Genomic DNA, 14,142 nt, shown 5'->3' on the forward strand with positions numbered 1-14,142 from the left:
GCAGCCCCTGACAGGACGTCAGGCCGGTACGACAAACGCGGCCCCCGGGCCGTACGCATCCCTGCCGCACCATTCCGGGCAGGACCACATCGCGTACGTCCCGGGGGCTTTGCTTTGCCGGAAAGCACCCGAATCATCGCTTTTGTCGCGCAGTATGCGCCCCCCCGCATGGCCGCCGCCCCGCCCCGCGCGACACCCGCACCGCGCCCCGCACGACACCCCTGAGAACCGCCGCGAAAGGACCTCCCATGGCCCGTACGAACCCCATGCACCAACTGCGCCGGATGTTCGCCGACCACGCCGCGGCCGACCGACTCCGCATGCCGGTCGCCGAGTTCCGCGGCATGCGCGACGAGGCGGCCGCCGACCCGGCGGGCCCGAGCCGCCGCGCGCTGATCAAGCGCGGCACCGCCCTGGGCATCGGACTCGGCGTCGGCGCCGCGGCGATGAGCCGCCCGGCCTTCGCCGCGGTGGAGAGCAAGCCGATCGTCACCAACAAGCGCATCGCGATCATCGGCGGCGGCATCTCCGGCCTGACCGCCGCGCTCACGCTGGCCGACAGGGGCGTCAAGGCCACCGTGTACGAGGCGAATCCGACGCGCGTGGGCGGCCGCATGTGGACCCAGCGCACGTACTGGGGCGGCGGCCAGACCTCGGAGATCGGCGGCGAGCTGATCGACACCGGGCACAAGAAGATGCTCGAACTGTGCCGCCGTTTCGGGTTGTCCACGGTGGACTTCGCCGCCTCCGGCCCGGCCGGCGCGACCGAGACCCTGTGGTTCGGCGGCGGCTACTACGACCGTGCGCAGGCCGACGAGGACTTCAAGGCCATGTACCAGGCGGTCCGCCGCGACTACTCCGAGGCGGGCACGCCCACCTGGAACAGCGCCACGCCGACCGGCATCGCCATGTCGAACATGAACCTGTACGACTGGATCGAGTCCCGCACGCCGGGCGGACACGCGTCCCGGCTGGGCAAGTTCCTCGACTGCGCGTACAACGTCGAGTACGGCGCCGACACCGTGAACCAGGCCGCGTACGCGGCGGTCTGCATGCTCGGCTGGCAGTCGAACCCGGGGCACTTCAACATCTGGGGCGGTTCGAACGAGCGCTACCACGTGGTCGGCGGCAACGACCAGGTCACGTCGGCGGTTGCGGCGGCCCTGCCGTCGGGTTCGATCCAGATGGGCTACAAACTGGTCGCGATCCGGGCAAACTCCGACGGAACCCAGACGCTGACCTTCGACAACGGCGGAACGACCAAGACGGTCACGGCCGATCACACGATCCTGACCGTGCCGCTGCCGATCCTGCAGGGCCTCGACCTGAGCCGGGCGAACTTCGACCCGCTGATGACGAACCTGCTGCGCGACGCCCGCATGGGCTACGTCACCAAGCTCAACATGAAGTTCACCTCCCGCCCGTGGCGCGGCACCGGCCCGTGGCCCGGCGTCGCCGCCGGCGACTGCTTCACCGAGCAGCCGTTCCAGCAGACCTGGGACACCACCAAGGCGCAGGCCGGGACCGGCGGTGTGCTCATCCAGTACGGCGGCGGCAGCCTGGCCTACGGCCTCAACCCCGCAGGCCCGTTCAACACCGACAGCGACCCCGCGGTGCGCGCGATCGCGCAGAACTACCTGGGCCAGATCGACACCGTCTTCCCCGGCACCCGGGCGGCGTGGACCGGCAAGGCGCAGCTCTCCGCCTGGCACAAGAACCCGTACTCGCTGGGGGCTTACTCGTACTGGCCGGTGTCCTACCTGCACCGCTACGCGGGCTACGAGGGTACCCGCCAGGGCAACGTGCACATCGGCGGCGAGCACACCTCGTACGACTTCCAGGGCTTCATGAACGGCGGTGCGGTGGAAGGCGAACGCGCCGCGAACGAGGTGATCGCGGACCTGCGCTGACCCCCGCGCCGGCACCTGCGCTGACACCTGCGCAGGCACCTGTCCCGATGCTTGCGCCGACAATCTGATTTGCGTCCGGGGCACGTGTCCCGAGTCACCCCGTTTCGGCCCCGACTGCGCGGTTTGCAGTCGGGGCCGTTGGGCATTCTTGGCCGGGTACGGCGATCCGGTGAACCGAACTTGACTGATAGATAAGGATCTGTCAGTAATAGTGCCAGATGTCCGATATTTGAACGGGTAGTTAGCGGGTGAGCCTGGGTCTGTCAAGGCCCAACCAAGCGTCATTGTCGGTCAGTTCAGTGTCGAACTCGCCGATGAAACCGGGGTTATCCGGTCATCCCATGACAGATGAGTATTCTTCGGTCTGGATCTGGACCGGCCCGACGCCACCGAACCGCGAGCCACGCGGGCGGAAGTGCAGGCCGGTCAGGCGCAACAAAGAGCAGTCTGATGAAACGTCAGGCGGCTCATAGCTCAACCGGTCGTGGCCTGCCGCACTGACCAGCACCCGCCCTCCCACCTGCCAGGGGAGGGCGGTCGGCTTTTCCGGACCGGAGAGAGCCGCCGAGGAACCGCGACGGCCCGCCTCCCTTGTGGGGAAGCGGGCCGTCCGATGCGCTTGTACGGGTCGAGAGCCGTACGAACTGCCAGGGTGCTACTTGATGTTGGCCACCGTGTCGTCGTAGCCCGGCACCTCGGTGATCGGGCGGGTGCCCGGGCCGATGTAGCGAGCCGACGGGCGCACGAGGCGCGAGGTGCGCTTGTGCTCCAGGATGTGCGCGCTCCACCCGGCGGTGCGGGCGCAGGTGAACATCGAGGTGAACATGTTGGCCGGCACCTCCGCGAAGTCCAGCATCACGGCGGCCCAGAACTCCACGTTGGTGGCCAGCACGCGGTCGGGGCGGCGGGCGTGCAGCTCCTCCAGTGCGGCCTTCTCCAGCGCCGCGGCCACCTCGTAGCGGGGCGCGCCCAGCTCCTTGGCGGTACGGCGCAGCACGCGCGCCCGCGGGTCCTCGGCGCGGTAGACGCGGTGGCCGAAGCCCATCAGGCGCTCGCCGCGGTCGAGGACGCCCTTGACGTACGCGGTGGCGTCGCCGGTGCGCTCGATCTCCTCGATCATGTGCAGCACACGCGACGGCGCACCGCCGTGCAGCGGGCCGGACATCGCGCCGACCGCGCCGGACAGGCACGCCGCGACGTCGGCGCCGGTGCCGGCGATGACGCGGGCGGTGAACGTCGAGGCGTTCATGCCGTGCTCGGCGGCCGAGGTCCAGTACGCGTCGACGGCCTTGACGTGCTTCGGGTCCGGCTCGCCGCGCCAGCGGATCATGAACCGCTCGACGATCGTGTCGGCCTTGTCGACCTCACGCTGCGGGACCATGGGCTTGTCCAGGCCGCGCGCCGACTGGGCGACGTAGGACAGCGCCATGACCGCGGCACGGGCCAGGTCGTCGCGCGCCTGCGCGTCGTCGATGTCGTGCAGCGGCTTGAGACCCCACACCGGGGCGAGCATGGCCAGCGCGCTCTGCACGTCCACGCGGATGTCGCCGGAATGGATGGGGATCGGGAAGGACTCCGCGGGCGGGAGGCCCGGGTTGAAGGCGCCGTCGACCAGCAGTCCCCAGACGTTGCCGAAGGAGACGCGCCCGACGAGGTCCTCGATGTCCACGCCGCGGTAGCGGAGCGCGCCGCCTTCCTTGTCGGGTTCGGCGATCTCCGTCTCGAACGCTATGACTCCTTCGAGTCCGGGTACGAAGTCGGACATCAGGCGGCTCCTCAGGCGATCTCGACTGACTTGTGGTGACTTGTGGCCGGGTCCTTCATACCCCGCGTCACCACAAGCTGTCTTCCCCTGGAGACACCCGGAAACCCGGCGCAAGATCGTTACTGCGCGCGGCTGCGGGCGCCCTCCGGAGGCGGCGTATCGGTGGTCGGGCGAAGTTCCGGAGTTGTGGCTTCGCCTATGAAGTTGTGGGCGACGGTTGTCGACAGGCCACAATATCTCTCGACGTCGAGATGTCCTAGGCAAGGCGCACTGGGACCACGTGAACTCCGGCACACCCGACCAGGTGAGGCAGTCGATTCGTACGCCTGCACATCACCCGTTCGGGCTCGTCCGGTCCGAGGCCCGGGTCACCCGTTCGGGCTCGTCCGGCGCCGGTTTCGGCCCGGCGCGTCCCGAGGTGCTACTAAGGGACCGTGGAGCTACACGACCTCATGGCCATGCGCCGCCAGTACCGCAACGAGGGCATCGACGAAACCGCCCTCCCGCCCGCCCCCCTGCCGCTGTTCCGCCGCTGGCTCGCCGAGGTCGTCGCCGCCGACCTGCCCGAGCCCAACGCCATGGTGGTCTCCAGCGCCGCCCCGGACGGGCAGCCCAGCAGCCGCACCGTGCTGCTCAAGGAGTACGGCGAGGACGGCTTCGTCTTCTACACCAATTACGAGTCCCGCAAGGGCCGCGAGCTGACCGCCAATCCCGCGGTCGCCCTGCTCTTCCCGTGGCACGCGCTCGACCGGCAGGTCATCGTGTGCGGCACCGCGGAGCGGGTGCCCGCGGCCCGGACCGAGGCGTACTTCCGGTCCCGGCCGTACGGCTCGCGCATCGGGGCCTGGGCCAGCGAGCAGTCGAGCGTCATCGCCTCGCGCGAGGACCTGGAGAAGAGGTACGCCGAACTGGAGGCGCGGCACCCGGAGGGCACCGAGGTCCCGGTGCCGCCGTTCTGGGGCGGCTTCGCGGTCGTGCCGGACACCGTGGAGTTCTGGCAGGGCCGCGAGAACCGGCTGCACGACCGGCTGCGCTACCGCCGCGAGGGCGGGCTGTGGGCGGTGGAGCGGCTCAGCCCCTGACCGGGCCGGCCGCGCCACGCGCGCACGTCCGGGTCAGAGCTCGCGGTGCACCTTGTGCTGGGCGGCCTGGGCGAGCGGCCGCAGGACCATCAGGTCGACGTTGACGTGCGCGGGCCGGGTGACTGCCCAGACCACCGCGTCGGCGACGTCCTCGGCGGTCAGCGGCTCGGCGACGCCCGCGTAGACCGAGGCGGCCTTGCCCTCGTCGCCGCGCATCCGGTTGACCGTGAACTCGTCGGTCTTGACCATGCCCGGGGCCATCTCGATGATCCGCACCGGGCGGCCGTTGAGTTCGAGGCGCAGTGTCGCGGCGATCGCGTGCGTGCCGTGCTTGGCCGCGACGTACCCGCCGCCGCCCTCGTACGCCTGGTGGCCCGCGGTCGACGACATCACCACCACGGTGCCCGCCCCGGACGCCACCAGCGCGGGCAGCAGCGCCTGCGTGGTGTGCAGCGTGCCGAGCACGTTGACCTGGTACATCGCCAACCAGTCGGCCGGGTCGCCGGTCTCCACCGGGTCGGCGCCGAAGGCCGCGCCGGCGTTCGCGACGAGCACGTCGCAGCGCGGCAGCGACGCCGCGAACGCGTTGACCGCGGCCCGGTCGGTGACGTCCAGCGGGTAGGCCGCGGCGGAATGCCCGGCGTCCGCCAGCTCCTGGGCGATCGCCTCGATGCGGTCCGCCCGGCGGGCGGTCAGGACGACCGAGTACCCGGCCTCGGCCAGGCCGCGCGCGCTGGCCGCGCCGATGCCGCTGCTCGCGCCCGTGACGACGGCGACGCGCTGATCCTTGACGTTCATGCGCGGGAGGCTAACAGGAGGAATCCCCCGGGCAGCTGGGCATGCGGACGGCATCGAGGCGCGGAGGCCAAGCGGAGGAAAGTGCCGGGCCGCGGACCGCCGGGGCACTCTTCGGGGACGGCTCGGGCGGTTCGTGGACGGTTCGGGGAGTTGGGAGGCAGGGGTCTCCGGTCCCGCCCGGGACCAATTCGGGAGCCGCCACGGGAATGCGCTGCCTGGGATGCGTTATACGACCTGGGGTTCGGTCGCTCGCGGCGATGTCCGCCGATTCCGCGTGCGCTGAATTCCCGGCCGGACCGTTTGTCCTCGGCGACTCGGGTGCGCGCTGCCTTCGTGATCATTTCGGTGGCGTGCGGACCTCGGACGCAAAACGACGACCGGGGACAGGCGGCGGGATGGGCATTCGCAGGCTTCGGGTGGCGCCGCCCGGCCCTCCCCGGTCGCGGATCGGCACCGCAACAGCCCTGTGCAGCCAGGGGTTTTGCGGTGCGCGGGCAGCAGCCGCGGGCGTTCGGCGCCGGCGGTGCGGGTTTATCCGGGCGCCGTGCCTGCGGATTTCCGTCAGATATTGCCGAACGCCGTGGGTAATTGCGGCTTCTTTTTCGGCGGGTCCGCGTGCTGCCCTATCCTGCTGCCATGACTCGCCCCACCCGAAATGCGGACGCCCGGATCGTGCCGCAGCGTTCCGCCGACGATCTTTCACGGCGATCACAATCGGAACTTCTGGCGCTGGCCGATCGATTCGCTGCGGAAATCGAACCGGAAATGATCGAGTTCCGCAGGGATCTGCACCGCCACCCGGAGCTGGCGTTCCAGGAATTCCGCACGACCGGACGGGTCGCGGACCGCCTTGCCGCGGCCGGCCTCGCGCCGCGCGCGCTCGGGCACACCGGCCTCGTCTGCGACATCCCCGGCGACGCCGAAGGCGCGACCGCGCTTCGCGCCGACCTCGACGGGCTGCCGGTGCACGACGAGAAGGACGTCCCGTACCGCTCCACGTTCCCCGGCATCAGCCATGCCTGCGGGCACGACGTCCATGTCGCGGGCGTCCTCGGGGCCGGGGTGGTCCTCGCCCGGATCGCCGCCGAACGCGGCCTGCCCCGCCCGGTCCGGCTCCTCTTCCAGCCCGCCGAGGAAGCCATCGCGGGCGCCCGGATGATGATCGACGCCGGCGTCCTCGCACCCGTGCGCCGGGTCCTGGGGGTGCACTGCGACCCGAAGATCCAGGTCGGCCGGATCGGCCTGCGCACCGGCCCGCTGACGTCCGCCTGCGACCTGGTGAAGATCACCGTGACCGGCCCCGGCGGGCACACGTCGCGCCCGCACGAGAGCGTCGACATCCTGTCCGCCCTGGCCGCCATCGCGACCGCGGTGCCGAGCGTCGTGGCCCGCACAGTCGATCCGCGGGTCGGGCTGTCCATCGTGTGGGGCCGCATCGAGGCCGGGAGTTCGTTCAACACCATCGCCTCGCACGGGGCCGTGGAGGGCACGTTCCGCTGCACCGACGAAGCCTCGTGGATGCGGTTGCCGGGACTGGTGCACGCGGCCATCGAGGACCTGTCGTCGGCGTACGGGGTCGACACCGAAGTCGCCTACACCCGGGGCGTGCCGCCGGTGGTGAACGAGGCCGCCAGCATCGACCTGCTGCGCCGCGCGGCGGAGCACGGGCTGGGTGCGGAGGCCGTGGTCGGCACCGAACAGAGCCTGGGCGGCGAGGATTTCGCGTGGTTCCTGCGCGAGGTGCCCGGCGCGATGGCGCGCCTGGGCGTGGGGCGCCCCGGGCGTACCGGCGAATTCGACCTGCACCAGGGCCACTTCGACGTGGACGAGCAGGCGGTCCCGGCGGCGGTGAGGGTGCTGGCCGGCGCGGCGCTGCTGGACGTCTGACCCGCCCGGCCGCGGAAAAGCAGCGACCCGCAGGCCTTCCCTCACTGGGGAGGGGGCCGAGGGGACGTCCTCGGCAGCCTGCGGGTCGGGTGTCTGCCTGGTTTTCGCCGACCGCCTGACACCTTCCGCAACGGTGCACTCGTTGCGGGTCAGACTTCGGTCGGGAGACCGGAGTGGCGGCTAGCGGGCAGCCACCTCACGCGTCCGATTGCTACACATAAGATCGAACCACCTCCTTTCCCGTGTACCGCAGAAGTTAGATCCACATCGGCGGCACCGCAACGGATTAAACGGGTGGGGGATGTCACCCCTCGGACGGGAATAAGCCGGACGCTTTAGCGGTCGTTCCCACGGGGCGCGCTGCCGGTGAACAGCGTTGGCAGGCGTGTGAGTTGCGCTCGGCTGCGGGCATCGGGGTCAGGCGCGGGGCCGGCGGACCAGGAGCAGGGTCCCGGTGCCCAGGGCGAGGAACACCAAGGACAGCAGGACCAGGACGTGCACTCCGTCGGCGCCGGTGTGCGCGGTGGTGGCATGTGCCGAGCGGTCCGGCGGTGCGGGGTGCGCGGGCACGGCGTGGCTCCCGCCGGGCGCGGGAGCCGGCGGCGGCGTGCCGGGCGGCGGCTCGCCGGGCGGGGCCGTGGGCGGGGGAGTCTCCCCGCCGTCCGGGGGCGTGCGCTTCAGGACGTTGTCGATGGCGATGCGCACGTTCTGGCCCGGCCGCACGGTGAAACTCTCGCCGAGGCGGTACGGACTCCCCGGGTCGGCCGGGCCGGTGGTGAGCGTTGCGGAGGTGGCGACGTCCACGCCCGCGGCCGCGCCGGAGGCCGTTTCGGCGATGGTGCAAGTGATCGGGTCCGGGAGGATGTACTGCCCGGTGGTCGCGGAGGTGTCGCCGACCGGGACGGTGAGGCGTCCGCTCTGCCCGGTGGCGCAGGTGGCTTCCAACTGGGCCGCCGCGGGGCGCAGGCCCGTGTCGCCGCTGGTCGTCTTGACCACTTCGAGCGTGGCGGACGGCTGGTAGGTGTTGGTGAAGCGGCAGGTCGGGCGCGGCTGGGCGGCGGTGAGGCGGATCTGCACGGTGGCCGCGGCGGCGTCCAGCGGGGACGTCTCCGCACCGCCGCAGTCGACCGAGGTGACCTTCCAGTAGCCCGCGTCGGAGGTGGGCGGCAGGAACTCCTGGATGGTGTAGCGGACTTCGTCGCCCACCACGAGCTTGTCGGCAAGCGGGCCGGGAGTACCGTCCGGGCGCACGGCGTCGGCCGGGGTGCCTTCGGCGGTGGTCGATGCCGAGCCGTGGTAGGTGCTGTCGTCCGGTCCGGCCTTGCGCACGCGGCTGTGCGGCGTGACGGCGTAGCCGAAGGTGCCGGTGCCGCCCTGGCTGACCTTCTCGACGTAGATCGCGCCGCCCGGCGTGAAGGTGTTGGTGAGCAGGCACTTCACCGGTCCGGCGGCGGCCACGTCGTAGGCCGCGGACCACGTGGTGGCGGTCTCGGTGATCGGCACGTCCGTGCCGTTGCAGTTCGCCCCGGTGAGCTGCCAGGTGCCGGTGCCGTCGGGCGCCGGTTTGACCTCGGTGGCGGTGTAGGTCCCGGGCGTGATCCCGGCGGGCGCCTGGGCCACGGTGATGGGGACGCCGTCCCGGACGGTGGTCACCGGGGTGGTATTCGTCGGCGGGACGCCCGGCGGGGTGCCGAGCGAGATGGCGAACGTTCCGGTGCCGCCGATGGTCTCCTTCTCCAGCAGGGCTGTTCCGCTGGTCCGCCGGTTGGTGTACGTGCAGGTGACGTTGTCCCCTGCGGCGAGCACGACCGAGGCCTTGCCGGTGGAATCGACGGAGACGGCGCTGGTGCCGGCGCCGCCGTTCGCGTTCACGATCGTGCAGGCGGGGGTCGTCGGCGGCAGCCACCCGCTGCCCGGCGTGACGATCTCCTGGAACTGCCAGGGGGCGTCGCCCGGACGCGTCTCGCCGCGTACGAAGGTCATCGAACTGCTCTTGCCCGCCGAGGCGGTGAGCAGGAAGTCGTTCACGCCGTCGCCATTGGTGTCGGCGTAGGAGATGTTGCCGTCGAAGCGGAACGTGCCCTGTCCGGGGCTGTCCGGCGCGACTTCCTTGACGACGGTGATGGTCCCGGCGCTGGGCGGCGGGGTGACGGCGTAGTAGTAGCAGAACACGTGCCGGGCGTCGGCGGGGAAGCTGACGTACTCGACGTTGTCGCCGTTGATGGCGTCCTGGGCGCAGCGCAGCGCGGCGAACCCGTACTGCTCCTGCATGCCGTTGAGGGGCTGGGACGGCGTGCCGCCCTGCACGACGAGCCAGCCCGTCGCGGCCACCTTGATCTCCGCGGGGGTGAGCGGCACGGTCACCGCTCCTTCGAGCGTGCGGCCGGTCGGCATCCCCTGGGCGTCGAGTTCGGGGATGCTGCCCGCGGTGGTGGTGATGTTCTGCCGGATCACCCCGGTCGCGGTGCTCAGCTGCAGCGAGGCCGGGGTCTTGGCGGTCAGCCCGGTGCCGGTGGAGAAGGTCCAGCCGGGCAGCGGCTTGCACGGCGGCAGCGGGGTGCCGGCGGCCTCCTTCTGCGCGCTCACCGTCTCGGAGCGGTCGTAATTGGAGTCGGGGCCGAGGTCGCGCAGGGACTCCTGGAGGTTGTTGCGCGCCTTGTTGGCCATCACCTGGGAGTACTGCTCGCAGGACCGGGCCACGAACGTGACCGAGAGGGGCTCCAGGCGGGCCAGCGCCCCCGGGGCCGCGGTGGCCTTGTCCGGGGCGGACGTGCCCAGAACTCCTGCGGCCAGCCCCAGCACAGCCGCCACGACCACGAACTTCCGTGTCCACCGGACCGGCACGACCACCCCCAAGGTTGAGGGGCGTACGACGGCACCCCAAGACAATTAGGACAAATAGCAACATTAAGTGACGGCGATATCACGCTGTGTACGCCCCGCCGGGGCGGCGCCCGCGCCGCCCCGCCGGGGCGGCGCCCGCGCCGCCTGGGGCAGGCGGGAGGGGGAAGGCCCGGCGCAGGAGGGCCACCGCAGGCGGCGGCAGGCGGGGAGGGGTGCGGGGGTGAAGGCGTGGACGCGATCGACAGCGCGGCCTGGCCGGGCCGCACGGGCGGCGAGGGGTGGCCTGCCGCGGGGCCGGGTGGCGCACGTCACGTGACCCCGGTGGCCGCCCGGCAACATCTCGGGGGTTTGATCGGTCGGTGTCTTCCGTACTCGCCGACCTGACGCCGCTGCGCGGCTCGGCCCCTTACCGCCGGCTCTGGTTCGGCACGACCGTCAGCATGCTCGGGCAGCAGATGACCGCGCTGGCGGTGGCCGTCCAGGTCTACTCGATGACCGGATCGAACTTCTCGGTCGGCCTGGTCGGCCTCTTCTCGCTCGCCCCGCTGATCGCGTTCGGGCTGATCGGCGGCGCCATCGCGGACAGCATGGACCGCCGCAAGCTGGGCCTGTTCGCGTCCACCGGGCTGGCCGCGATGAGCCTGGTGCTGGCGCTGCAGGCAGTGCTCGGGCTGGACCAGGTGTGGCTGCTGTACGGCGTGGTCGCCGCGCAGTCCGCATTCTTCGCGGTCAACAGCCCGACGCGCGCGGCGATGATCCCGCGCCTGATACCGCCCGAGCAGCTCCCGGCCGCCAACGCCCTGTCGATGATGAGCATGACCCTCGGCATGACGCTCGGACCGCTGCTCGGCGGCCTGGTCATGGGCCTGTGGAATGTCGAGACCGTGTACGTGGTCGACGCACTCGCCTTCGGTGCGGCGCTGTACGCGATGTGGCGGCTGCCCGACATGCCGCCGGAGCGCGGCCCCGGCAAAGCGGGAGAGCAAGGCGAGTCGGGGGAGCAGGAGGAGCAAGAGGAGCAAGCCGAGACCGGCCCGCCCAAGCGGGCCTCGGTCGCGGACGGCCTGCGCTTCCTGCGCAGCCGCCCCAACGTCCGCATGACGTTCCTGGCCGACATCGCCGCGATGGTCTTCGGCATGCCGCGTGCGCTGTTCCCGGCGATCGCGGTCGCCTGGTACGGCGGCGGCACCAACACCGTCGGCATCCTCACCGCGGCGATCGCGGTCGGCGCCTTTGCGGGCGCGGTCTTCTCCGGCCCGCTCGGCAGCGTCCGCTACCAGGGCCGCGCGGTCATCGTCTCGATCGTGGTGTGGGGCCTGGCGATCGCCGCGTTCGGCATGAGCAACTGGCTCTGGCTGGGCGTCTTCTTCCTCGCCGTGGCCGGCGCCGCGGACACCGTCAGCGGTGTCTTCCGCAACACGATCCTGCAGGTCGCGACGCCCGACGATATGCGCGGACGGCTGTCCGGGGTCTTCATCGTGGTGGTCGCGGGCGGCCCGCGGCTGGGCGACTTCGAGTCCGGCAGCGTCGCTGCGCTCACCACCGAGCGGATCTCGGTGATCAGCGGCGGACTCGCGTGCGTCGCGGTCGTGGTCGCCCTGGCGCTCCGCTGGCCCGGGTTCTGGCGCTACGACGCGAAGAACCCGCAGCCCTGAACCGGGCGTACACAGTGGGGGGTTCTGCGTACGCCCGGTGCCATGGACGCCGTACCGGGCCCGGCCCCCCGTGGGCCCGCGTCCCGGGCGGGCCGGGCCGGACCCGGTACGGCGATTACGCCCGCGTCGCCGGCGCGTGGTGTCAGCGCGCCGCGCGGCGCCGGGCGTAGATCAGCGAGCCCGCCCCGAGGGTGAGCACCCCGGCCGCGGTCCCGGCCAGCAGCCCCACCGAAGTCGACGGCTCGGCGCCGGTCTGGGCCAGTTCGTCCGCGGCGTTCGCCACCGGGGCGGTGCCGTCGGCACCGCCGGTGCCGGCGGCCGCCGCCGAGGGCGTGCCTGTAGCCGAGCCCGTGGTGGAACCGACGGTGCCGGCCGGCTTCGCCGCGCCGCCCGGCGTCGGGGTGCCGTGGCCGCTGTGGTCGGCGGCGCCGCTCGAACCGCCGGTGCCGCTCGTGCCGCCCGGCTTGGACCCGGCGCTGCCCGTCGTCCCGGTGCCGCCCGAAGTCCCGGTGCCGGTACCGCCGCTGCCGCCCGGCTTGCCCGGTGCGGGCACCTGCGGGGCGGGCTTGCCGCTGCCGTCGAAGGCGACGTCCGAGCACGAGTAGAACGCCTCGGGGCTGTCCGACCGCTGCCAGACGACGTACACCAGGTGGCGTCCCGACTTCTTCGGCAGTTGCCCCTTCATCACGTACGCCCCGGCTTCCATGCCCGGGTCGGTCGCGGTCAGGAACGGCTTGTCCTCCAGGTCGGACCACTTGAGCGGCTTCGTGACGTCGAAGCCGTCCTTGGTGATGTAGTACTCGAACGTGCCCTTGTGCGGCGCGGTGCCCTTGTAGAGGAACGTGAAAGCGCCGCCGGACGGGAGGTTCGTGGTCGGCCAGTCGGTACGCGGCAGGTCGAGGCCGGCGTACTGCGGGTTGCCCGCACTGCACAGCTTGCCGTCCGGGATCAGCTGCCGGTGCTTGCCGGCCGCGGCGGCGATGTTCACCGCGTTCGGGTCGTAGAACGGCGCGGGGTTGTTGCCCACCGCGGCCTTGGCGGCCTTGCACGCGGGCAGCGAGAAGTTCTCCGGGTTCTCGCCGCCCTGCGTCGAGCACAACTGGATACGGCTCGGCGGGTTCTGCGACGTGCCATGCGCGTGCGCGGTGCCGGCCCCCAGCGCGCCGAGCGCGAGCGGGACCGCGGTGATCGTGGCGACGGCGGCGGTACGGCGGATCTTCATCAGGCGGCACATCCTCGGCTGTCCGAAAACCTTGCGTCGACGGGCGACGCTAGTCCGGTCCGGCCCAGGAAAATCCCTGATCAGAAGCTATCCGCGGATCCTTATGGGGCTCTTAGGGAACCCATCGGCAGCGGTTAAGTCAGGCGCTCTCGCGCGGTGCGATCCACAGCGCCTCGGCATGCGCGGCCACTCGGCCGTCGCCGTCGTACAGCGTCGTCGAGGTGCGCACCTTGCGCCCGACCCGGGCCAGCAGCCGGCCCATCACCACGCACCGGTCGCCCAGATACGGCAGCGCGTCGACCCGCGCCGCGAAGCGGCCCAGCAGCAGCACCGGGAGGTCCGCGCCCAGCGCCGTCCAGGCCCCCGGGCAGTCCAGCGCCGCCCACACGAACTCCGGCCGCACCCGGGCCCCGTCGGGACCGGTCAGCGACGCGTCGGGCACCCACGCGCACGCCGTCGTCCCGGGCCGCTGCGGCAGCAGCCCGGGGAACAGCCGCAGGCCGTCCCCCTCGGCCCGCTCGGTGCCGCACACGAAGCAGGTGGGGTACGGGTGCTGCGCGCGTCCGCCGAAGAACGCCGCACTCGACTCCTGGGCCAGCTCGAAGGAGACCGGATCGATCGGCTCGAACAGCTCCGGCCCGTTCGGCACCTCGTACGGCAGCTCCGCACCGGCCTCCGCGACCAGCAACTCGCCGTCGTAGAGCCCGACCCCGCCGCCCGGCTCCGCGGCCACCTTCAACGCCCGGTCCAGCGGCGGCGGTTGCCGCAGCGTCACGGTCGCCACCCCTTCGGGCGCCCGGGCCGCGAGCAGCCCCGCGACATATCCGCCGTTGCCCGACCCCGGCGGACCGTTGAAACGCGCGGCCACGGTGAGGACGTCGGGGCTGGTCAGGCTGTCAGGCTCGGGCATGCCCAACACCGTACCCAGCGGATCCCCCTGCGACGCGGACCGCCGCCCGCGCCGGGCCGGATCCCCCGA

Annotated in this window: 9 protein-coding genes; 4 read left to right on the forward strand and 5 right to left on the reverse strand. The window is 71.8% G+C overall.

The window, feature by feature from the left end:
* Positions 1 to 248: 248 nt before the first annotated feature.
* Positions 249 to 1,910 (forward strand): flavin monoamine oxidase family protein, encoded by a 1,662-nt coding sequence (locus LZ495_RS19855; RefSeq protein ID WP_284701860.1) that lies wholly within the window; start codon positions 249 to 251, stop codon positions 1,908 to 1,910.
* 655 nt (positions 1,911 to 2,565) lie between these two features.
* Here the strand turns inward: LZ495_RS19855 and LZ495_RS19860 are convergent.
* Entirely contained in the window at positions 2,566 to 3,675 is a 1,110-nt protein-coding gene (locus LZ495_RS19860) for a citrate synthase 2 (protein ID WP_235053760.1), read from the reverse strand.
* A gap of 452 nt (positions 3,676 to 4,127) precedes the next feature.
* Between LZ495_RS19860 and pdxH the strand changes: the two genes are divergently transcribed.
* Complete coding sequence (pdxH, locus tag LZ495_RS19865; RefSeq protein WP_235053924.1) at positions 4,128 to 4,757, forward strand: pyridoxamine 5'-phosphate oxidase; 630 nt, start codon at positions 4,128 to 4,130, stop codon at positions 4,755 to 4,757.
* Between the two features lie 33 nt (positions 4,758 to 4,790).
* Here pdxH and LZ495_RS19870 read toward each other — a convergent pair whose 3' ends face one another.
* Entirely contained in the window at positions 4,791 to 5,555 is a 765-nt protein-coding gene (locus LZ495_RS19870; protein ID WP_235053761.1) for an SDR family NAD(P)-dependent oxidoreductase, read from the reverse strand.
* 765 nt (positions 5,556 to 6,320) lie between these two features.
* Here LZ495_RS19870 and LZ495_RS19875 point away from each other — a divergent pair.
* A complete protein-coding gene (locus LZ495_RS19875) occupies positions 6,321 to 7,442 on the forward strand; it encodes an amidohydrolase (RefSeq protein WP_235053762.1) in 1,122 nt (373 codons plus the stop codon).
* Between the two features lie 417 nt (positions 7,443 to 7,859).
* Here the strand turns inward: LZ495_RS19875 and LZ495_RS19880 are convergent, their stop codons facing one another.
* Positions 7,860 to 10,253, reverse strand: coding sequence for a prealbumin-like fold domain-containing protein (locus tag LZ495_RS19880; protein ID WP_235053763.1), 2,394 nt, complete (start codon positions 10,251 to 10,253; stop codon positions 7,860 to 7,862).
* Positions 10,254 to 10,645: 392 nt separating this feature from the next.
* On the opposite strand from LZ495_RS19880, the gene LZ495_RS19885 reads away from it, so the two are divergent.
* Positions 10,646 to 11,941, forward strand: a complete 1,296-nt coding sequence (locus tag LZ495_RS19885) for an MFS transporter (RefSeq protein ID WP_235053765.1) — start codon at positions 10,646 to 10,648, stop codon at positions 11,939 to 11,941.
* A 142-nt stretch (positions 11,942 to 12,083) separates the two neighbouring features.
* Here LZ495_RS19885 and LZ495_RS19890 read toward each other — a convergent pair whose 3' ends face one another.
* Complete coding sequence (locus LZ495_RS19890; protein ID WP_235053766.1) at positions 12,084 to 13,163, reverse strand: lytic polysaccharide monooxygenase auxiliary activity family 9 protein; 1,080 nt, start codon at positions 13,161 to 13,163, stop codon at positions 12,084 to 12,086.
* 139 nt (positions 13,164 to 13,302) lie between these two features.
* Positions 13,303 to 14,073: a hypothetical protein gene (locus LZ495_RS19895; RefSeq protein WP_235053767.1), complete on the reverse strand. Its 771-nt coding sequence runs from the start codon at positions 14,071 to 14,073 to the stop codon at positions 13,303 to 13,305.
* Between the last annotated feature and the right edge of the window lie 69 nt (positions 14,074 to 14,142).

The organism is Yinghuangia soli, assembly GCF_021502675.1.
GTDB classification, from domain to species: domain Bacteria; phylum Actinomycetota; class Actinomycetes; order Streptomycetales; family Streptomycetaceae; genus Yinghuangia; species Yinghuangia soli.